The sequence below is a fragment of the Brevundimonas sp. genome (assembly GCF_046295595.1).
Classification (GTDB): domain Bacteria; phylum Pseudomonadota; class Alphaproteobacteria; order Caulobacterales; family Caulobacteraceae; genus Brevundimonas.
In genome coordinates this window covers 114,595-134,546 of the sequence record NZ_JBKBMX010000001.1, presented here as the reverse complement: position 1 = coordinate 134,546, position 19,952 = coordinate 114,595, and the positions used below count along the sequence as shown (strand labels likewise).

Sequence of the window (19,952 nt, the reverse complement as noted above, 5' to 3'; positions counted from 1 at the left end):
CTCAATCCGGCGCCGGATCGAACACGGCGATCCGCCACCCTTACCCCGTCATTCCGGGGCCGCGAAGCGGAACCCGGAACCCAGGACCGCAGATGAACTCCTGGGTTCCGGGTTCGATGCTGCGCATCGCCCGGAATGACGGAATGGGCTACGATCGCCGCTGTAGCACGAAGTCCACGCTGGCTTTGAGGATTTCCGCATCCGGACCAAAGACATCGAGGTGGGCGCGGGCCTGATCAGCCAGATGCGCGACGCGATGCCGCGCCGCGTCGACGCCCAGCAGGGTGACGAAATTGGTCTTGCCCTGGGCGTGATCCTTGTTGGCGGCCTTGCCGAGGATGTCCTCGTCGCCCTCGACGTCCAGCAGGTCGTCGACGATCTGGTAGGCGAGGCCGATGTCGTGGGCGAAGCTGGTCAGGGCCTGACGCTGGCTCTCGCGGGCGTCGGCAATGATCAGCGGGATCTCGAAGGCGTAGGTGAACAGGGCCCCGGTCTTGAGCCGCTGCATGCGGGCGACGCCGCCGAGGTCGTCGCGCACGCCCAGCAGGTCGATCATCTGGCCGCCGGCCATGCCGCGCGCGCCGCTGGCCAGCGACAGGCGGGCGGCCAGCTCGCAGCGGACGGCCGGGTTCTCGTGGGTGTCGGGGTGCAGCAGGATGTCGAAGGCGGCGGTCTGCAGGGCGTCGCCGGCGAGGACGGCGGTGGCCTCGTCATAGGCGATATGCACCGTCGGGCGGCCGCGGCGCATGTCGTCGTCGTCCATGCACGGCAGGTCGTCGTGGACCAGGCTGTAGGCGTGGACGCATTCAAGGGCGCAGGCGGCGCGCAGCACCGAGCGCGGGTCGATGTCGAACAGGGCGGCGGCTTCCAGCGCGAAGAAGGGACGCAGCCGCTTGCCGGGGCCGAGGGCGGCATAGCGCATGGCCTCGGTCAGGCGGGATTCGGGACCGTCGGCGCGGGGCAGCAGCTCGTCGAGGGCGACGGTGACCAGATCGGCGATCTCGGCCACCCGGTCGATGACGCCCTGCTCCGGCGAATTGGCGGCCCGAATCCTGGAGGGAGGGAGGGGGGTCAGAACAGCCTCCCGCCGAGGGGCGTGTCGCGGTCGACGCCGACCAGCACGACCTCGCCGGCGGCGTCGGGGAAGCCGAGCGTCAGGACCTCGGACATGAAGGGGCCGATCTGGCGCGGCGGGAAATTGACCACGGCGGCGACCTTGCGGCCGACCAGCTGGTCCGGGGTGTAGTGGACGGTGATCTGGGCCGAGGACTTCTTCACCCCGATGTCGGGGCCGAAGTCGATGGCCAGTTTGAAGGCCGGCTTGCGCGCCTGCGGGAAGGGCTCGGCGGAGATCACCTGGCCGATGCGGATGTCGACCTTCATGAAGTCGTCGAAGGCGATCTGATCGGCCGCGGGGCCGGACATCAGTCGAACCCGGCCGGTTCGACGCCCTTCGCCTGGCCGTCGGGGCCGACGACGATCTTGTCGACGCGCAGCTGGGCGGCCTTGAGCCGGCTTTCGCAATGGGCCTTGAGGCGGGCGCCCTCCTCATAGAGGGCGATCGACTCCTCGAGCGGGGCCTGGCCGGACTCGAGGCGGGAGACGATCTGTTCGAGGCGCTGCAGGGCGTCCTCGAAGCTGAGCTCGGCGGGTATGGGGGCGGCGTCTGTCATCGGCGGCGACCCTAGAGGGGGCGGCGCCGCGCCTCAAGTAGCGGAAGGGCGAAGATCAGCGCCGCTCGTAGCGCCGCTGGGACCAGTATTTGAAGCCCTGGTTGTGGACCAGCGTCCAGCCGTCGGCGCGCAGGCGGCGCCCGACCATGTGGTTGAAATAGCCGTGGGCGAGGACCAGCACGTCCTGACCGCTCTCGGCGCGGGCGATCAGGGCCCGGGCCGCCTGTTCGGCGCGGGCCTCGGCCTGGGCGCGGGTTTCCTGGCCCTCGTGGTGGTTGAAGGCGTGCCACCAGATGCGGGCGACGACGCCCCAGTATTTCGGCGGCAGGCGGAACCACGACGGAAAGCGCGGCGGCGGCAGGGGGGCCTCGATGAACAGGGCGTCGCTCATCACCTCGCGGCCAGCCGAGATGGCGGCGGCCGTTTCCTGGGCGCGGCGGCGGGTCGAGGCGTAGATGGCGCCGGCGCCCTCGGCCGTGGCCAGAAGCTCGGGCGGCGGGATCTGGCCGGCGAGCAGGCCGCCGACCTCGTATTTGGCCCACCATTCGCGGTACTGGTCCGAGGTCAGCAGGCATTTGCGCGACAGGGCCGGCTCGCCGTGGCGGGCGAGGGTGATGGCGCCGGGCCGCACCGAGACCAGGGCCGCGCGGGGCGGCGGCGGGGTCGCGGGGAGCGGCGGGTCGGCCATCACTGAGTCTCGGGCTTGGACGGGCATGATTTGCGGAGGATAAGCCTTTGGCGAACCGTCCTTATTCCTCCCCCAAGGCCTGAACGTGAGCGGCCGCCGAACGACCGAGCCCCTCTAGGTCGTAACCGCCCTCGAGCGAGGACACAACCTTGCCGGCGCAGCACGATCGCGCGACCTCGAGCACGGCGCGGGTGGCCCAGGCGAAATCCTCGGCCTCGAGGCTCTGGTGGGCGAGCGGATCGCGACGGTGGGCGTCGAAGCCGGCCGAGATCAGGATCAGGTCCGGACGGAAGGATTCCAGCGCCGGCATCAGGCCGCCTGAGAAGGTCGCGCGCCACGCCTCGCGGGCGGCGTGCGGCGCCACCGGGACGTTGACGATGTTGCCGACGCCGGTTTCGGACGCCGCGCCCGTGCCCGGATAGAGCGGCATCTGGTGGATCGAGCCGAGGAACAGGCTGTCGTCGTGCTCGAAGGCCGCCTGGGTGCCGTTGCCGTGGTGGACGTCGAAATCGATCACGGCGACGCGGGCCAGACCCTCGGCCTGGGCGACGCGGGCGGCGACGGCGACGTTGGAGAACAGGCAGAAGCCCATGGCCCGGTCGGGCTCGGCGTGGTGGCCGGGCGGGCGGACGGCGGCGAAGGCGCGGGCGGTCTCGCCCCGGGCCACGGCGCGGACGGCGTCGATCACCGCCCCGGCGGCGAGTCGGGCGGCGCGCACGCTGCCGGGCGACAGTATGGTGTCGGCGTCCAGCTGGTTGAGGCCGGTGGCCGGGGCGGCGGTCAGCAGGCGGGCGACATAGGCGACCGGATGCAGCCGCTCCAGATCGGCGATGGCCGCCTCGGTGGCCGGGCGGCGGTCGCCGGACAGGCCGGCGTCGTCGAGCGCGTCCAGCACCGCCTTCAGGCGTTCGGGTCGCTCGGGATGGCCGACGCCGGGATGGTGGTCCAGCATGTCGGGGTGGGTGAAGAGGGGGACGCTCATCGGGGACAGGATAGGGGGCGCGAGAGGGATTGTCGCGGCCCGTGACGGACGGCCGCGACGGGTGTAGGTCGCGACGCATGACCGAGCCCGTGATCCGCCCCGCCGTAGACGCCGACGCCGAAGCCCTCGGCGAACTGGGATGGCGCACCTTCATCGACACCTTCGTCAACGGCTTCGGCATCCCCTATCCGGCCGGCGACCTGACCCGATTTCTCGACGCCAGCTTCAGTCCCGCGGCCGTCCGCGAGAAGCTGAAGGAGCCCGGCGGGGCGTGGTGGGTGGCCGAGCGCGACGGGGCGCTGCTGGCCTTCGCCAACGCCGGGCCGAACACCCTGCCCCACCCGGAGGCGCGGCCCAGCCATACCGAGCTGCGGCGGCTGTATGTGGCGAAGGAGGCCCAGGGGCTGGGCGTCGGCCGCCGGCTGCTGACCGTGGCGCTGGAGTGGATGGAGGCCAATAGCAACGGGCCGCTGTGGATCGGCGTCTGGAGCGGCAATGTGAAGGCCCAGGCGATGTATGCGGCCCGAGGGTTCGAGAAGGTCGGCGAGTATCAATATCCGGTCGGCGACTGGCTGGATGACGAGTTCATCCTGCGGCGCGGTTAGGAACCGACCTGCACGGGGGCGGTTCGGCGTTCATGGGCGACGTTCGGATCGGCACCTCAGGCTGGGCCTACAAGGACTGGAACGGGCCGTTCTACCCGGACGAGGTGAAGGCCGCCGGGCGGCTGGCCTACATTTCGAACCGGTTCCGGACGCTGGAGATCAACGCCAGCTTCTATCGCATGCCGACGGATCAGGCGGTGGCCGCCTGGCGCGAGCAGACGCCCGGCGACTTCCTGTTCGCCTGGAAGGCCTCGCGGTTCATCACCCACAACAAGAAGCTGAAAGACCCGGTCGAGCCGCTGGCCCTGATGTTCGGTCGGCTGGCCGGGTTGGGCGACAAGCTGGGGCCGATCCTGTTCCAGTTGCCGCCCAATCTGCACCGCAACGACGAGCGGCTGCAGACCTTCCTCGACGCCCTGCCCGGGGGGCGGCGCTACAGCATCGAGTTTCGGCATCCGGGCTGGTACGCCGACGCGGTGCTGGACATGCTGCGGGCGCGGAACGTGGCCCTGTGCCTGTCCGACCATCACCATGCGTCGGCGCCATGGGAGGCCACGGCGGACTTCATCTATCTGCGCGGGCACGGGCCCGCCGGGGACTATCATGGCCGCTACGGCGAGGCGGCGCTGAAGATTTGGGCCAAGGCGATCCGGGCGTGGCGGAAGGAACGGGAGGTCTTCGTCTATTTCGACAACGACATCAAAAGCGCCGCGCCGGCGGACGCCAACCAGCTGGTCGGGCTGCTGGACCGTTCCGGTTAGCGGCGCGACACGCTATGTTGCGTCCATGACCCGCGAGGAACTGCTGACCAAGCTGCGCGAACTGAAGCCCTGGCTGGAAGAGCAGGGCATCGTCAATGTGCGCCTGTTCGGCAGCTATGCGCGCGACGAGGCGGGGCCGGACAGCGATGTTGACCTGCTGGTGGACATCTCCAAACCGATCGGATGGGACTTCTTCAGTCTCAAGGACGAGGTGGCGCTGCGGCTTGGCCACAAGGTCGACATGTGCCCGGATGATGGGTTGAACAATCCCTACATCCGGCGAACGGCTTTGCGAGACGCGATTGTCGTCTGAGCGCCCCGATCCCGTCCTGATCTCGGAACTGCGCGAGTCGGTGTCCCGGATCGAGGAGTATCTGGTCGGGCATTCGGTCGGCAGTTTTCGCGCCGACATGAGAACACGGGATGCTGTGTGCATGCGCCTGATCGTCATCGGCGAGGCGGCGAACCGCCTGACAGACGACGGCAAGGCCAGACTGCCTCACCTGAACTGGGACGGCATGGCCGGTCTGCGACACATGCTGGCGCATGACTATGGCGCGGCGAGTCCTTCCCTGCTCTGGAGTATCGTCACCGTCAGTGTGCCCCAACTGGCGGACGCCTTGTCGCAACTCCCGGAAGACTCATGCTCCTCCCCTTCTTCACCGCCCTGAGAGACGCGCGGGTGCCCGTGTCGATGAAGGAATGGCTCCTTCTGATGGAGGCCATGGACAAGGACGTGGCCGGTCGGAAGGTCGATGACTTCTACCATCTGTCGCGGGCGGTGCTGGTCAAGGACGAGAAACACTACGACCGGTTCGACCAGGTGTTCGGCAAGGTGTTCGCGGGGATCGAGACCGTCGGCGCGGGCGACGAGCCGGCGCTGGACGTGCCCGAGGACTGGCTGAGGCTGCTGAACGAGAAATATCTGACCGACGAGGAGAAGGCGCAGATCGAGGCGCTGGGCGGGTTCGAAAAGCTGATGGAGACGCTGAAGCAGCGGCTCGAAGAGCAGAAGGGCCGGCACGAGGGCGGGTCGAAATGGATCGGCACCGGCGGGACCAGTCCGTTCGGCCACGGCGGCTACAATCCCGAGGGGGTGCGTGTCGGCGGGCCCGGCAAGCATGGCCGTGCGGTGAAGGTGTGGGAGAAGCGCGAGTACCGGAACCTCGACGACCAGGTCGAGCTGGGCACCCGCAACATCAAGGTCGCCCTGCGCCGGCTTCGCCGGTTCGCGCGACAGGGTGCGGCGGACGAACTGGACATGGACGCCACCATCGACGGCACGGCGCGGCAGGGCTGGCTGGACATCCACATGCGGCCCGAGCGGCGCAACACCATCAAGGTGCTGCTGTTCCTCGACATCGGCGGCTCGATGGATGCCCATGTGAAGATGTGCGAGGAGCTGTTCTCGGCGGCGAAGACCGAGTTCAAACATCTGGAATTCTTCTACTTTCACAACTGCCTCTACGAGGGGGTGTGGAAGGACGACCGGCGTCGGCACAGCGAGAAGATCCCGACCTGGGAGGTGCTGAACAAATATCCCGGCGACTGGCGCGCCATCTTCGTCGGCGACGCCACCATGAGCCCCTATGAGGTGACCATGCCCGGCGGCTCGGTCGAGCACTGGAACGAGGAGGCGGGCGCGGTCTGGATGAAGCGGGCCATGCTGCAGTGGGACAAGGCGGCGTGGTTGAACCCGTCACCGGAGCGCTACTGGAGCTATTCGGCCTCGGTCGGGATGATCCGCGAACTGGTCGACGAGCGGATGTATCCGCTGACGCTGGAAGGGCTGGAGAAGGCGATGCGGGCGCTCGCCAAATAGGCTAGCCTCGCGCCAACGCCGTTCTGGAGGTTGCCCATGTTCCCCGCCCTGGCCGTCGCTCTCGTTCTGCAACAGGCCGCCCCCGGTCAGGTGGTGTGGCAAACGCCCCCGCCGCCCGAGCCCGTGGCGGCCGAGGCGCCAGCGGCGATCCCGGCGATACCGGATTGGGCTCGCGCCGATCCCTATGGCTATGAACGGTCGGAATGCAGCCCGCTGATCCGCAAGGCCGATGAGAGCATGGAGGCCTGTCAGGTCCGGGTGCGCGCCGCCCTCGCCGCCCATCTGGGCGACGATCTGCCGGTCGGCCTGGCCGGGACTGGCGCCGCCGACCAGTGCCGTCAGGAAGCGGCCGGCGATCGCTACGCCCTGCAGTGCGGCGCGCCGAGCCGGTCGGGTCCGGCGACGTCCCGGCTGGTCGAGCAGGTCTGCGAGACCCGGCCCCGCGCGCGGGCGGAGGGCGGCGTGACCTGGACCGAGGAATGCCGGCCCGGCGACGGCAGCGAGCGGCCCCGGGAGGGCCTGCGCCTCCGTCTCGGCGGGGACGACGACTAGCGAACCGGGATAACCGACACACAAACGCCGCGCTCCCGGTCAGGGAGCGCGGCGCTGTGATGGTCTGCGAAAGGCCTAGTGCTTGTCGCCGCGGAGGGTGTCCTTGACGCCGCCGACGGTGTTCTGGACCTTGCCCTCGACCTGATCGGCCTTGCCTTCGGCCTTCAGTTTTTCGTCGCCGGTGACATTTCCGGCCGCTTCCTTGGCCTTGCCGCCCATATTCTTGGCGGCGCCTTCGATGCGATCATGATCAGCCATGTCTGAACTCCTGTTGCAGGGCGCGGCATTAGCGCCGCGTATGGGAGGTAAATGGATCGGGCGACGGGACGTTCCCGTGCTGCGTCAATGGGTTCCGGCGCCGGCTCGGCTCCGGGGTCGCCTAGCGGCCGCGACGCAGCCAGACGGCGACGGCCCAGGCGTGGGCGTCGTGGCGCAGTTCGTTCAGGGCCGTGTGCGGGTGCAGCCAGACGAGTTGGTGATCATCCTCGACCTTGGCGGCGGGATCGAGCGCGAGCTGTTCGGCGATCCAGACGCCGCCGGTATTGTTGATCGGCGTGCCGTCGGACTTGCGGAAATACTGGCCGGCCTCGACGATCCGGGTGACGGGGCGGACCGTCATGCCCGTTTCCTCGACGAACTCCCGGATCAGCGCCTGCTGCTCGGTCTCGTCGCCGTCCACGGCGCCGCCGGGCAGGTCGTAATAGCTGCCCTCGCCGCGATCGACGCGGACACAGGCCAGCTTCGCCTCATGAAAGACGAGGCCGAAGGCGGTTGGGCGCGGGGCGTAGTCGAGGGACGGATCAGGGACGCCGAACTGGAGCATGCGGGACATTATCGCGCCGCGGCTCAGAGGTCGAAGGCGAGACGGGCGCGGACGCCGGGATGGGCCGGGTCATACTCGACCGCAGAGCGCAGGCCCGAGGCCATGGCCGAGATGATCTTGCCGCCGAGGCCGGTGCCCTTGGGCTTGGCGTCGCCGAGGCCGGGGCCGTCGTCCTCGACCGTCAGTATGGCTCGCGCGTTTGCCGCGTCGGGTTCGAGGATGACGCGGATTTCGCCGGTCTGGCCCGGGGCATAGGCGTATTTGACCGCGTTGGTGACCAGTTCGGTGACGACCACGCCGATCGACACGGCCTGGTCGGTCGAGACGTTCATCCGGCCGGCGGTCAGCTTCAGGGTCGGCGAGCCGGCCCCGGGCGCCAGCGACTGGCCCAGTTCGGCGATCAGGCCCTCGAGATATTCGTCCATCGCCACCGACGACATGTCGCCCGAGGTGTAGAGCCGGCGGTGGACATGGGCCACGGCCTCGATCCGGGCCTGGGATTCCCGCAGCGCGGCGCGGGCGCCCTCGTCGGCGAGGTGGCGCAGCTGCAGCGACATGAAGCTGGACACCAGCTGCAGGGAGTTGCCGACCCGGTGGTTGACCTCGCGCAGCATGGCCTCGGCGCGGTCGCGGGCGAGGCGGACCTGCTCCTGGGCCTCCTCGTGCTCGCGCTGCAGGCGGCGGCGGGTGACGGCGTCCTCGAGCGCATTGCGCAGCAGGGCGGTGAAATCCTCGGAGACGTCCTTGATGACGTAGTCGGCGGCGCCGGCGCGCAGGGCGGCGACGGCGATGCGGCCCTCCTGGGCCCCGGTGACATAGACCACCGGCGGGGGCGCCTCGAGCGCGAGAATCTCCGGCAGGATGTCGAGGCCCTCGCGGCCGGGCATGTAGTGGTCAAGGGCGACGACGTCGAAATCGCCGGTGCGCGCGGCCAGCACCTCAAGGCCCGCCTCGCCGTCGGGCGCGCAGGTGACGGCATAGCCGTGACGGCCCAGCTCCTTCTCGACCAGCCGCGACAGGCCGCGGTCATCGTCGATGTAGAGCAGGCGGATGACCTGTTCGGTGGCGTGCAAGGTCAGTCGATGTCCGGGGCCTGCATCACCGACAGGAACAGGCCCAGCTGGCGGATGGCGTCGGCGAAGCTCTCATAGTCGACGGGCTTGGTGATGTAGACGTTGCAGCCGAGGTCGTAGCAGCGCTGGATCTCGGTCTTGTCGTCGGTGGTGGTCAGGACCACGACCGGGGCGCGCTTGAGGCGGTCGTCGCCCTTGACCCGTTCGAGGATGTCGGTGCCCGACATGTCCGGCAGGTTGAGATCCAGCAGGATCAGCATCGGCCCGTTCTGGCGGACCTCCTCGCTGAACAGATAGTCGAGGGCCGCGCCGCCGTCTGCGAAATGGGCGATCTCGTTGGAGATGTTGGCGCGGCGGATATTCTTTTCGATCAACCGGGCGTGGCCGTGGTCGTCCTCGACCATGACAATCTTGACGGCGCTGCTCATGCGATCTCTCCGGACTCTTCGAGGATCAGGCGTGTGGGGAATTTGAGCACGAAAGTCGATCCCTTTCCAAGCTCGGACTCGACGTGGATGTCGCCGCCCAAACGCCGGACGCTATTGCGCACGAAGGCAAGGCCCAGACCCTCCCCGGGGCGGTCCTGTTTGCCGGAGCGCCGGAACAGCTCGAAGATGCGTTCATGGTCGCGGGGCGAGACGCCGCGGCCGTTGTCGGCGACGCGGTAGACGACCTGGCCGCCCGCTTCCTCCGCACCGGAGACGACGATGCGGCCGGGACGGGACGGGTCGAGGTATTTGACGCCGTTGTCGACCAGATTGCCGAGAATCTGCTCCATCGACAGCCGGTCGCTCTCGATCCGCGGCAGCGGCTCGACGACGATTTCGGCCCCGGCCTCGGCGGTCTGGTGGCGGACGCTGTCGGCGATGCCCTGGGCCATGGCGGTCATGTCGAGCACCTCGGGGACGAGGTTGCGGCGGCCCTCGCGCGACAGTTTGAGGATGGCGTTGATCAGCCTGTCCATCTTGCCGGTCGAGGCGCGGATGAAGCCGATCGCCTCGGGCACATCCTCGCGGACCGCCGTGACGGCCTCGGCGTCGAGCGATTTCGGCGCCCGGGCCTCGACCAGGGCGATCTGCCGCTCCAGCGCCCGGCCGGCCTGCTCCAGTTCGGAGGTGTAGCCCATGATGTTGACCAGCGGGGCGCGCAGGTCGTGGCTGACGATATAGGCGAAGCGCTGGATTTCGTCGTTGGCGCGGGTGAGCTGGGCGGTGCGCTCGCGGACCTGGCCCTCGAGGCCGGCATTGAGGCGATCCAGCGTGTCGCGGGCGGCCTGGATCTCGGCGACGTAGCGCCGGACCAGCCAGATCATGATGCCGGCCAGCACCATCACCAGCAGGGCCGCTAGGGCGTTGGCCCAGAGGGTCGACCTCGAGCCGCGCTCGGATTGCAGGGTGCGCGAGGCGAGTCGCTCGTTCTCGATCTCGTCGATCGCGGACATCCGGGCGCGGATCGATTCCATCAGCGCCCGGCCCCCGCCCGATCGCACCTGCTCCAGCGCCTCGGCGGTGCGGCCGGTGCGCGACAGCGTCAGGGTGCGATCCATTTCGGCGATCTTTTCCCGCGCCGCCTCCAGCATGGGCGGGACCTCGTCCTGGAGCAGGGGATCGCCCACCGTCAGCGCCTCGAGCTCTTCCATCTGCTCGGATAGGGAGGTTTCGGCGCGGATGTAGGGGTCGAGGAACTCGGGGCGCCCGGTCAGCAGGTAGCCGCGCTGGCCGGTCTCGGCGTCGATCAACGACAGCAGCACCGTGCGGGCGGCGCGGCGGACCTGCTGCGAGCGCTCGACCTGGTCGTTGAAGGCGGCGGTGCGCTGGATCATGACGAAGGTCGCCACGTTCACCGCCAGCAGCAGCAGGATGGCCCCGGCCAGCAGGACGACGATCGTTCGCCCGATGCTGGGTGTCCGCACGAACCGGAGCAGGGCGGGCAGGGACGGGCGAACAGCCGAAAACATCGGGCGCGAGCATTAGCGGCGGGATCAGGCCTGTCCAGTCGCGCGTGAAGGGAAACCGTCCCCCTGTCGCGAATTCAGGGTAAAGATTGTCTGACAGGGGAGGATGTCGGCATGGTTTGGTGGTGGTGGATCGCGCCGGCGCTGGTCGGACTGATCGGGCTGGTGCTGCTGTTCAAGGGGCTGGGGGCGCTGTTCCGGGTACGGCTCAGCGGCCTGCTCGGCGGCGTGGGGGGGGGCCGGCTTCATCGCCGCCGCCATGATCGCGGCCCTGCTGGGCCTCGATGTGCAGACGTATTCGCGCCTGACGTTCGAGCGGCCGGTGGCGACGATCACCACCCGCCAGCTGGGGCCGCAGTACTATGAAGCGACGGTGATCCAGCCCGGGCGTGGCGAGAACGCCCCGGCGGTGAGCAATCTGTATCCGCTGCACGGCGACGAATGGCGGATCGAGGCCCAGGTGCTGAAGTGGAAGCCGTGGGCCAATGTGCTGGGGCTGGATGCCCAGTACCGGCTGGACCGGCTGTCGGGCCGCTATCAGACGATCGAGCAGGAGATCAACGCCGCCCGCAGCGTGCATCCGCTGGCCGGCGGCGACGTCGGGCCGAACGGCCTGCCGTGGACGGTCAGCGCCTGGGACACGGCGCGGAGGTATCGCCAGTACGTCGACGCGGTCGACACCCTGTACGGCGGCGGGGCCTATATGCCGATGGCCGACGGGGCGAAATACGAGGTCTGGATCACCCAGTCGGGCCTGATCGCCCGGCCGGTCAACGACGCGGCGCGGGCCGCCTCGGCGGGCGGCTGGGTCGAGGCGGAGTAGCGCCGCCCTCCCGACGTCAGACGGTCCCGATGGTCCGCAGGCGGGCCTTTGGATGGATCTCGTTCTGGCTCATCACCACCGTCTGGCCGCGGAAGCGTTCGATGATCGAGCGGACATAGGGGCGGACCTGGGGGCCGGTCAGCAGGACGGCCGTCTCGCCGGCCATGGCGGCGCGCTCGAACACGTCGCGGACGGCGCGGATGAAGTCCTGCAGCCGCGACGGGGCCATGGCCAGCTGCTTGTCCTCGCCCTGCCCCACCAGGGCGTCGGCGAAGGCCTGCTCCCAATCGGGCGACAGGGTGACGATCGGCAGGGCCCCGTCGTCGCCCTTGTGCTGCCAGCACAGCTGACGCGCCAGTCGGCCGCGGACGTGCTCGACCAGGGTGGTGACCGAGCTGGTGTGCGGCGCCGCCTCGGCCAGACCCTCGAGGATGGCGCCCAGGTCGCGGATCGAGACCTTCTCGCGAAGCAGCGACTGCAGCACCCGCTGAAGGGTGGTGACGGTGACCACCGAGGGGATCAGTTCGTCGACCAGCTTCTTCTCTTCCGGACCCAGTTCCTTCAGCAGCTTCTGCACCTCGGCGTAGGAGAGCAGCTCGGCCATGTTCTCCTTGAGGATTTCGGTCAGGTGGGTGGTCAGCACCGTCGAGGGATCGACGATGGTGTAGCCGCGGAAGGTGGCCTCCTCGCGCAGGCTTTCGTCGATCCAGGTTGCGGGCAGGCCGAAGGCGGGCTCACGCGTGTGCTCGCCCGGCAGCTCGACCTGGCGGCCGGCCGGGTCCATGGCCATCAGCGAGCCGAGCCGGACCTCGCCGGCGCCGGCCTCCATCTCCTTGATGCGGATGGCGTAGCCCTGGGTGCCGAGGCGCATGTTGTCGAGGATGCGCACCGACGGCATGACGAAGCCGTACTCCTGGGCCAGCGAGCGGCGCAGGGCGCGGACCTGGTCGGTCAGGCGGCGGCCCTCCAGGTCATTGATCAGCGACAGCAGGGAATAGCCGAGCTCGATCTTGACCTCGTCGATGCTCAGGGCAGTGCCGATCGGCTCCTCGACATCCTCCTTCGGACTGGCGGCGGCGGCGCTCAGTTCGGCCTCGGTCGGCTTGGGCTTGAGCCGCTGGCGGCCCAGCCGCCAGGCCATGAAGCCGGTCCCCAGGGCGAGGGCGGCGAAGGGCAGCAGCGGCATGCCGGGGATCAGGCCGATCAGGCCGGACGCGCCCGAGACGACGCCGAGGCTGACCGGGTTGGTGGCCAGCTGGGCGACCAGGGCCTTGTCGGCCGTGCCCTCGACGCCCGCCTTGGAGACGAGGAAGCCGGCGGCGATGGAGATGACGATGGCCGGGACCTGGGTCACCAGACCGTCGCCGATGGTCAGGGAGATGTAGGCGTTGGCGGCGTCGCCGATCGGCATCTGATGCTGGATGACGCCGATCAGTATGCCGCCGATGACGTTGATGAAGACGATGATCAGGCCGGCCACGGCGTCGCCGCGGACGAATTTCGAGGCGCCGTCCATGGCCCCGAAGAAGGTCGATTCCTGCTCCAGCTCCTTGCGGCGCAGCTTGGCCTGGTCCTCGGTGATCAGGCCGGACGACAGGTCGGCGTCGATCGCCATCTGCTTGCCCGGCATGGAGTCGAGGGTGAAGCGGGCCGAGACCTCGGCGATGCGGGTCGAGCCCTTGGTGATGACGACAAAGTTCACCACCAGGATGATGGCGAAGATGATGATGCCGATGATGAAGCTGCCGCCCATCATCAGGGCCCCGAAGGCCTCGATCACCTGACCGGCGCCGCCCGAACCCTCGTGGCCGTGGCTGAGCACGAGGCGGGTGGAGGCCAGGTTGAGGCCCAGCCGGAACAGGGTCGAGACCAGCAGGACGGTCGGGAAGATGGCGAAGTCCAGCGGCTTCTTCATCATCACCGCGGTCATCAGGATCAGCACGCTCGACACCAGCGACAGCGCCAGCAGCATGTCCATCAGGAAGGCGGGAATCGGCAGGATCAGCAGCAGGATGACGCCGATGACGCCGACGGCCATGCCGACCTCGCCGCGCGCCACCCAGCCCATCATGTCGCGACCGGTCGGACGGGCCATGCCGTCCTTCATCAGGGTCGGGGCGGGGATGTCGGTCATGCGCGACCGAGGGCGGCGAGGGCCAGGCGCGCGGCGGCGGCGATGACGGCGCCGTTGGCGTCGTCGGCCGACGACCGGGTCGCGTGGTAGTAGGCGGCGACGATCACCGGGGCCCCGTTCGGCGGGTAGAGCACGCCGATGTCGTTGGTGGGTCCGTAGCCGCCGGTGCCGGTCTTGTGCGCCACCGTCCAGCCGGCGGGAACGCCCGCCTTGAGCCGGTTCGCCCCGGTCGGCGAGTCGACCATCCAGCGCAGCAGCGTCGCCTTCGATTCCGGCGAGAGCGGCGTGGCGGGGTCGACCAGCAGCCGATGCAGATTGGCCGCCGAATGCAGCGGCGTGATGGTGTCCTTGTCGCCATCCAGCCGGTTCATCTCGGGCTCGAAGCGGTCGACGGTGGTGCTGCCGTCGCCGAGCGAGCGGTAGAAGGCCCGCATCGGTTCAAGGCCGCCCATGGCCTTGAGCAGCAGGTTGGCGGCGGGATTGTCGCTGACCTCGACGGCGCCCTTCATCAGGGCCTCGACGCTGAGCGATCCGCCGACGGCCGGTTCGGTCACCGGGGCATGGGAGATCATGTCGGCGGCGGTGATCGGGACCAGACGATCCAGCCGCTCCTCGCCCGCCTGCGCCCTTACGAAGGTGGCGGCGGCGAGGAACATCTTGAAGGTCGAGCAATAGACGAACCGCTCGTCGGCCCGCCAGGCGAGGCGGCGGTCCGAGCCGGTGTCATGGGCGACGAAGCCCAGCCGGCCGCCGTCAGCGCGCTCCAGCGCCGACAGGTCGAAGGGTTCCGGCTCGGCGGGGGCCGTCTGGCGCGGGGCGGGTTCGGCGCGGACACAGCTCGCGACGCCGAGGGCGCCGAGACCGGTCAGGACGCTTCTGCGGTCCGTCGAAAGGGTCATGGTCAGGCGGCCGCGTAGCCGGACGAGGCGACCCCCGACTGGGGCGCGATGATCTGCGTCCCCTCGTCGGCGTATTCGTTCAGCTTGTTGCGCAGGGTGCGGATCGAGATGCCGAGGATGTTGGCCGCATGGGTGCGGTTGCCGAGGCAGTGCGACAGGGTGTCGAGGATCAGGGTCTTCTCCATCTGCGCCACCGTCTGGCCGACGTGGGCGCGGGTGACGGCGTCGGCGACATCGGCGGCGCGGCCGGCCACGCCGGCGTCGGGGGCGGTGCCGTGGCTGCCGGCGCTGAGCGGCTGCCCGTCGGGCAGGCGGATGGCGTCAACGTCGATCTCGGGCCCGACCGCCAGAAGCACGGCGCGGTGCATGGCGTTCTCCAGCTCGCGGACGTTGCCGTTCCAGCGATGCGAGACCAGCGCCCGGCGAGCGTCGATCGAGATCGGCTTGACCGGCACGCCGTTGGCGGCGGCGTATTTCTTGACGAAATGATCGGCCAGCACGGCGATGTCGCCCGGCCGCTCGCGCAGCGCCGGCAGGCGCAGATTGACGACGTTGAGGCGGTACAGCAGGTCTTCGCGGAACGTCCCCTCGGCGACCGACTTGGCCAGGTCGCGGTTCGAGGTGGCGATGATGCGGATGTTGACCGGCACCGGCTTGGTCCCGCCGACACGGTCGATGACCCGCTCCTGGATGGCGCGCAGCAGCTTGGCCTGCAGACGGACGTCCATCTCCGAGATTTCGTCCAGCAGCAGGGTGCCGCCGTCGGCCTCCTCGAACTTGCCGATGCGGCGCGCCATGGCCCCGGTGAAGGCGCCCTTCTCGTGGCCGAACAGCTCGGATTCCAGCAGGTTGTCGGGGATGGCGGCGCAGTTGACGCTGATGAAGGGGCGGTCGGCGCGCTTGGATCCGAGGTGCAGATAGCGGGCCATCACCTCCTTGCCGACGCCGCTTTCGCCGGTGATCAGGATCGAGGCCTCGGAGCGGGCGACCTGGTCGGCCAGCTGGATCACCGCCTTCATCGACGGATCGGCCGAGATCAGCGGGCGCTCGTCGTCGGCGACGGCCGACAGGACGGCGGCGATCAGATCGGCCTCGGGCGGGAGGGGAATGAACTCCTTGGCCCCCGCGCGGATGGCGTTGGCGGCGTCATTGGCGTCCGCGTCGACGCCGCAGGCCACCACCGGCACATGGATGCGCTCGGCCTCGTTGGCGGCGATCAGGGCGGCGATGTCGACGCGGTAGTCGACCATCAGCAGGTCGGCCCCCTGCCCTCGCCGCAGCTGTTCCGTCGCCTGATCGCCGCGCTCGACGTGACTGACCTTGGCGCCGTGCGCCATGGCCATCTTCACCGCCGTCGCCAGCTGTCCGCTGAGCCTGCCAACCACCAGAAGCCGCATCGGTCTTCTCCTCTATTCTCTACGCACGGCCGCCGATCAGGCGCCGCTGTCTTCCGTCTTGATGATTTCCGTCATGGTCACGCCCAGCCGGTCCTCGACGACGACAACCTCGCCGCGGGCGACCAGCCGGTTGTTGACGAAGATGTCGATCGCCTCGCCGACCTTCCGGTCCAGCTCCAGCACCGAGCCGCGGTTCAGCTTCAGCAGCTGGGCCACGGACATGTGGGCCTTGCCCAGCACCGCCGAAATGTTGACCGGCACGTCGAAGACCGGGGCCAGGTCGCTGGCGGTCTTGTCGGTCGCATCGTCATTGACGGTGATCGCGGTGGAGTCGGCGAACTCCTCCAGGGCCATGGTGTCGGACGCCATTACGGCCTCCCTTCCATTGATGTGTCGGGGTTCAGGGATTCAGCGTGCCCGGCCTCGGCGGCGAGGGCGGAGTTCAGCGCCTCTCCGATGCGGACGAAGGCGGCCTCGGCATCGAAGGCGGCGCGGCCGTCGGCCCATTCCAGCTGGAACGAGGCCGGGGCGAGGCCCGGCTCGACGCGGAAGGCGACCACGCCGGAGAACCCGGAGTCGTCGCACAGCCGGGTGATGCGAGCGCGGTTGGCGTCGTCGAGATCGCCGGTGCGGATGACCAGACGGGGCGAGGCGTCGATCTCCTGACCCAGCGCCTCCAGCGCCGCCTGCAGCGGGCCGGCGGGGAAGCGGTCCAGCGCCGCCGAGGCGACGACGCGGGCGGCGGCCAGCGCCAGTTCGGCTGACTGTTCGCGGTGGGCCTGGGCCACCTGGGTCAGGGTCGGGACGGCGGTCGCGAGGGCCTGGCCGATGGTGGACAGGGCCATGGCCTGCAGGCTCTCGACCTCGGCAAGGACGGCGTTCCGCGCCTCCAGCCGCGCCTCGGCGACGAGGGCTTCGACCTCGGCGAGGGTGTAGGCGCGCTTGGTCGGGCGGAAGGTGGAGGCATGCACGACGCCGCCGACCGCGTCGAACTCGGTGTCGAAGGAGAAGGGAGTGCTGAACGGTTGAGCGGTCATGTCAGTAGATCAACTCGTCGTCTGCGCCCTGGCCGACCAGCATGATTTCGCCCTTGGCGGCGAGGTCCTTGGCGACCTGGACCATGGCCATCTGGGCCTGGTCGACGTCCTTGAGGCGGACCGGACCCATGGTCTCCATGTCCTCGCGCATGATCTTGGAGGCGCGTTCGGACATGTTGGAGAAGAACATCTCGCGCAGGGCCTCCGAGGCGCCTTTCAGGGCGAGACCGAGGGAATCCTTCTCGACCGCGCGCAGCAGGGTCTGGATGCCGCCCGGGTCCAGCTTGGACAGGTCCTCGAAGACGAACATCAGGGCGCGGATGCGCTCGGCGGCCTCGCGGTTGCGCTCTTCCAGGGCGCCGATGAAGCGGGCCTCGGTCTGGCGGTCGAAACTGTTGAAGATGTCGGCCATCATCTCGTGGCTGTCGCGCTTGGAGGTGCGGGCCAGGTTGGACATGAATTCGGTGCGCAGCGTCTGCTCGATCTTGTCGAGGATTTCCCGCTGCACCGGCTCCATCCGAAGCATCCGCTGGACGCATTCGAGGGCGAAATCCTCGGGCAGGCTGGTCAGGACGCGGGCGGCGTGATCCGCCTTCACCTTCGACAGGATCACGGCGACGGTCTGAGGGTATTCGTTCTTCAGATAGTTGGCGAGGACGGCCTCGTTCACATTGCCGAGCTTGTCCCACATGGTGCGGCCGGCGGGGCCGCGGATCTCCTCCATCAGGGCGTCGACGCGGTCGGCGGGCATGAAGGCGTTGAGCAGGCGCTGGGTCTGTTCGTAGCTGCCCATGACCGCGCCCGAGCCGCTCATGCCCGAGACGAACTCGACCATCAGCTCCTCGACCACCTGGGCGCTGACGGTGCCTAGGCCGGCCATGGCCTGGGAGATCTCCTTGATCTCGTCCTCGTCGAGGCTCTGCCACAGGCGGGTGTGGTCCTCGCCCAGCGACAGCAGGATGACGGCGGCCTTCTCCGGTCCGGTCAGTTTCCTGACGTCGTCGACGGCCGGTTTCTTGCTGACCATCCGGGCGGCCATCAGCCTTCGTGCACCCAGTTGCGCAGGATGGCGGTCGACTCGTCAGGATGTTTCTCGACGAAGTCGGCGACCTTCTTGACCGAGGACGCCTTCACCTGGCCCTCGATGCGGGCGATGTCGAGCCGCTGCTCCATCTCCGACGGACCGGTCGGACCGGTCAGCTGGGCCATCTGCGAGGCGCCGGCCATCAGGCTGGTCTGCAGCGGGGTCACCGGGGCGCCGGCCCCGGCCAGCTGGGGCTGGCTCCCGCCGGTGGCGGTCTTCAGCAGCGGTCGCAGGACGAAGAAGATCAGCAGCATGCCGGTGATCAGCAGCACCAGCAGCTCGACGCCGCGCATCAGGTCGTTCTTGGTGAAGTTGAACAGCGAGTTGCCGGCCTCGACCCCGCCGGCCGTGGGCACGTCGCGGGCGAAGCGGACGTTCAGCACCTCGATCTTGTCGCCGCGCGCCTCGTCGATGCCGACGGCGGCGGCCACCAGCGACTTGATCTGGGCGATCTCGTCGGCGGTGCGCGGGGCGTAGGTCGGCTCTCCACCGTTGGCGGCGGGGGTCCAGCGGCCGTCGACGGCGACCGACACGGCCAGCTTCTTGACCTCGCCGGCCTCCTTGACCGTGGTCGTGGTGGTGTTGGAGATCTCGTAGTTGGTGGTCTCGGTGTTCTGGGTGTCGGTCGAACCGGCCTGGGCGGCGCCGGGGGCCTCGCCGCCGGGGATGTTGTTCAGGGCGGTGGCGCCGCCGTCGTTGACGGGGTCGGTGTCGACGCTCTCCGAGCCATTGGTCGACATCGAGCGGACGACCTGGCCGTCCGGATCGAAGCGCTGCTCCTGGGTGGTCGAACGGCTGTGGTCGATATCGGCGGTGACCTGGACGCGGGCCGCGCCGACGCCGACGACGCCCTCGACGATGTCCTTGATGCGCGCCTGCAGCTGGGCCTCGGTCGAGGACTTGGCTTCCTCGGCCGAGGCGGCGCTGAAGCCGGCGTCGTCCGAGCCGGCGGCGAGGGTGCGGTTGGCCGTGTCGGTCAGGGTGACCTTTTCCGGCTTCAGATTGGGCACCGACGAGGCGACGACATTGCGGATGGCCTGGACCTGGGCGCCGGTCAGGGTTCCGCCGCTGACGCCGACCACCACCGCCGCCGTCGGATCGGCCGCGGCGGTCTGGAACAGCTGGCGCGACGGCATGGCGATCATCACCCGGGCCGAGGTGATGCCGCGCATGCTCATGATGGTGCGGGCCAGCTCGCCCTCGAGGGCGCGCTTTTCATTGAGGTTCTGCTGGAACTCGGTCTGGCCCAGCACCGACTGGCTGTCGAAGATTTCGTAGCCGACCGATCCCGAGGTCACGAGACCCTTGCCGGCGACCAGCAGGCGGGCTTCGCCGACCTCGTCGCGGCTGACGAAGATGGTCGAGCCGTCGCCCTTGGACGAGTATTTGATCCCGGCGCTGTCGAGGGCGGTGGTGATCTCGGACGCCTCGCGCAGGTCGAGATTGGAATACAGCAGGGCGTCCGGCGCCTGGCCGATACGCAGCATGACGGCCACCAGCACAGCCGCGACGCCGGCGGCGACGCCCAGCACCACGGTCAGCCGACCGATACCGAATCTCTGCAACGCCGCCGTGAAGCCGCCCACGCGTCCCGCCCCGAATACTCACGGGGTGCATACCGACGCCCGCCAGGCAGAAAATGCCG

24 protein-coding genes are annotated in these 19,952 nt (G+C 69.1%); 7 read left to right on the top strand and 17 right to left on the bottom strand.

The features are described 5' to 3' along the window. Window positions 1-148 precede the first annotated feature (148 nt). The 5 genes from ACK4JY_RS00655 to ACK4JY_RS00635 form a co-directional block, all read right to left on the bottom strand. Window positions 149-1,018 carry a polyprenyl synthetase family protein gene (locus ACK4JY_RS00655; protein WP_409602366.1) on the bottom strand — a complete coding sequence of 290 codons (870 nt, stop codon included), beginning with the start codon at window positions 1,016-1,018 and terminating at the stop codon, window positions 149-151. A 53-nt stretch (window positions 1,019-1,071) separates the two neighbouring features. Further along, a complete protein-coding gene (locus ACK4JY_RS00650; RefSeq protein ID WP_409602157.1) occupies window positions 1,072-1,425 on the bottom strand; it encodes a tRNA-binding protein in 354 nt (117 codons plus the stop codon). Then, entirely contained in the window at window positions 1,425-1,673 is a 249-nt protein-coding gene (locus tag ACK4JY_RS00645; RefSeq protein ID WP_409602156.1) for an exodeoxyribonuclease VII small subunit, read from the bottom strand. The genes ACK4JY_RS00650 and ACK4JY_RS00645 overlap by 1 nt, the downstream gene beginning before the upstream one ends. A gap of 55 nt (window positions 1,674-1,728) precedes the next feature. Beyond that, a complete protein-coding gene (locus ACK4JY_RS00640; protein WP_409602155.1) occupies window positions 1,729-2,361 on the bottom strand; it encodes a histidine phosphatase family protein in 633 nt (210 codons plus the stop codon). Window positions 2,362-2,422: 61 nt separating this feature from the next. After that, window positions 2,423-3,343, bottom strand: coding sequence for a histone deacetylase family protein (locus ACK4JY_RS00635; RefSeq protein ID WP_409602154.1), 921 nt, complete (start codon window positions 3,341-3,343; stop codon window positions 2,423-2,425). A gap of 77 nt (window positions 3,344-3,420) precedes the next feature. On the opposite strand from ACK4JY_RS00635, the gene ACK4JY_RS00630 reads away from it, so the two are divergent. From ACK4JY_RS00630 to ACK4JY_RS00605, 6 genes are read left to right on the top strand one after another with little or no spacing between them, the layout of a single operon-like run. Next, window positions 3,421-3,948 carry an N-acetyltransferase family protein gene (locus ACK4JY_RS00630; RefSeq protein ID WP_409602152.1) on the top strand — a complete coding sequence of 176 codons (528 nt, stop codon included), beginning with the start codon at window positions 3,421-3,423 and terminating at the stop codon, window positions 3,946-3,948. 32 nt (window positions 3,949-3,980) lie between these two features. Then, window positions 3,981-4,709 (top strand): DUF72 domain-containing protein, encoded by a 729-nt coding sequence (locus ACK4JY_RS00625; protein ID WP_409602150.1) that lies wholly within the window; start codon window positions 3,981-3,983, stop codon window positions 4,707-4,709. Window positions 4,710-4,734: 25 nt separating this feature from the next. Further along, window positions 4,735-5,022 carry a nucleotidyltransferase family protein gene (locus ACK4JY_RS00620; RefSeq protein ID WP_409602149.1) on the top strand — a complete coding sequence of 96 codons (288 nt, stop codon included), beginning with the start codon at window positions 4,735-4,737 and terminating at the stop codon, window positions 5,020-5,022. Next, window positions 5,012-5,380, top strand: coding sequence for a DUF86 domain-containing protein (locus tag ACK4JY_RS00615; RefSeq protein WP_409602148.1), 369 nt, complete (start codon window positions 5,012-5,014; stop codon window positions 5,378-5,380). The genes ACK4JY_RS00620 and ACK4JY_RS00615 overlap by 11 nt, the downstream gene beginning before the upstream one ends. Then, window positions 5,353-6,531 (top strand): vWA domain-containing protein, encoded by a 1,179-nt coding sequence (locus ACK4JY_RS00610; protein WP_409602146.1) that lies wholly within the window; start codon window positions 5,353-5,355, stop codon window positions 6,529-6,531. The genes ACK4JY_RS00615 and ACK4JY_RS00610 overlap by 28 nt, the downstream gene beginning before the upstream one ends. 36 nt (window positions 6,532-6,567) lie before the next feature. Further along, on the top strand, window positions 6,568-7,083 hold the full coding sequence (locus ACK4JY_RS00605; protein ID WP_409602145.1) for a hypothetical protein: 516 nt from the start codon (window positions 6,568-6,570) through the stop codon (window positions 7,081-7,083). 75 nt (window positions 7,084-7,158) lie between these two features. On the opposite strand, the gene ACK4JY_RS00600 is transcribed toward ACK4JY_RS00605, so the two are convergent. The 5 genes from ACK4JY_RS00600 to ACK4JY_RS00580 form a co-directional block, all read right to left on the bottom strand. Further along, window positions 7,159-7,341: a CsbD family protein gene (locus ACK4JY_RS00600; protein ID WP_409602144.1), complete on the bottom strand. Its 183-nt coding sequence runs from the start codon at window positions 7,339-7,341 to the stop codon at window positions 7,159-7,161. A gap of 121 nt (window positions 7,342-7,462) precedes the next feature. Next, window positions 7,463-7,906, bottom strand: coding sequence for an NUDIX domain-containing protein (locus ACK4JY_RS00595; RefSeq protein WP_409602143.1), 444 nt, complete (start codon window positions 7,904-7,906; stop codon window positions 7,463-7,465). A gap of 23 nt (window positions 7,907-7,929) precedes the next feature. Further along, window positions 7,930-8,979, bottom strand: coding sequence for a histidine kinase dimerization/phosphoacceptor domain -containing protein (locus tag ACK4JY_RS00590; protein ID WP_409602142.1), 1,050 nt, complete (start codon window positions 8,977-8,979; stop codon window positions 7,930-7,932). A gap of 2 nt (window positions 8,980-8,981) precedes the next feature. Beyond that, the gene (locus ACK4JY_RS00585) at window positions 8,982-9,407 is read right to left on the bottom strand and encodes a response regulator (protein WP_409602141.1); all 426 of its coding nucleotides are present in this window, start codon (window positions 9,405-9,407) and stop codon (window positions 8,982-8,984) included. After that, on the bottom strand, window positions 9,404-10,936 hold the full coding sequence (locus tag ACK4JY_RS00580) for a sensor histidine kinase (protein WP_409602140.1): 1,533 nt from the start codon (window positions 10,934-10,936) through the stop codon (window positions 9,404-9,406). The genes ACK4JY_RS00585 and ACK4JY_RS00580 overlap by 4 nt, the downstream gene beginning before the upstream one ends. Before the next feature lie 256 nt (window positions 10,937-11,192). Between ACK4JY_RS00580 and ACK4JY_RS00575 the strand changes: the two genes are divergently transcribed. Continuing rightward, a complete protein-coding gene (locus ACK4JY_RS00575) occupies window positions 11,193-11,756 on the top strand; it encodes a hypothetical protein (RefSeq protein ID WP_409602139.1) in 564 nt (187 codons plus the stop codon). Between the two features lie 16 nt (window positions 11,757-11,772). Here the strand turns inward: ACK4JY_RS00575 and flhA are convergent, their stop codons facing one another. The 7 genes from flhA to fliF are packed head-to-tail and all read right to left on the bottom strand — an operon-like array spanning window position 11,773 to window position 19,893. Further along, entirely contained in the window at window positions 11,773-13,890 is a 2,118-nt protein-coding gene (gene flhA / locus ACK4JY_RS00570; protein ID WP_409602137.1) for a flagellar biosynthesis protein FlhA, read from the bottom strand. Continuing rightward, complete coding sequence (gene bla / locus ACK4JY_RS00565; RefSeq protein ID WP_409602135.1) at window positions 13,887-14,789, bottom strand: class A beta-lactamase; 903 nt, start codon at window positions 14,787-14,789, stop codon at window positions 13,887-13,889. The genes flhA and bla overlap by 4 nt, the downstream gene beginning before the upstream one ends. Window positions 14,790-14,791: 2 nt before the next feature. Next, window positions 14,792-16,186: a sigma 54-interacting transcriptional regulator gene (locus ACK4JY_RS00560; protein ID WP_409602133.1), complete on the bottom strand. Its 1,395-nt coding sequence runs from the start codon at window positions 16,184-16,186 to the stop codon at window positions 14,792-14,794. Window positions 16,187-16,222: 36 nt separating this feature from the next. After that, a complete protein-coding gene (fliN, locus tag ACK4JY_RS00555; RefSeq protein ID WP_324794999.1) occupies window positions 16,223-16,555 on the bottom strand; it encodes a flagellar motor switch protein FliN in 333 nt (110 codons plus the stop codon). Further along, window positions 16,555-17,223 carry a flagellar assembly protein FlbE gene (locus ACK4JY_RS00550; RefSeq protein ID WP_409602131.1) on the bottom strand — a complete coding sequence of 223 codons (669 nt, stop codon included), beginning with the start codon at window positions 17,221-17,223 and terminating at the stop codon, window positions 16,555-16,557. The genes fliN and ACK4JY_RS00550 overlap by 1 nt, the downstream gene beginning before the upstream one ends. 1 nt (window position 17,224) lies before the next feature. Further along, window positions 17,225-18,250 (bottom strand): flagellar motor switch protein FliG, encoded by a 1,026-nt coding sequence (gene fliG / locus ACK4JY_RS00545; RefSeq protein ID WP_409602129.1) that lies wholly within the window; start codon window positions 18,248-18,250, stop codon window positions 17,225-17,227. A gap of 11 nt (window positions 18,251-18,261) precedes the next feature. Next, window positions 18,262-19,893: a flagellar basal-body MS-ring/collar protein FliF gene (gene fliF / locus ACK4JY_RS00540; RefSeq protein ID WP_409602127.1), complete on the bottom strand. Its 1,632-nt coding sequence runs from the start codon at window positions 19,891-19,893 to the stop codon at window positions 18,262-18,264. Window positions 19,894-19,952: the final 59 nt, after the last annotated feature.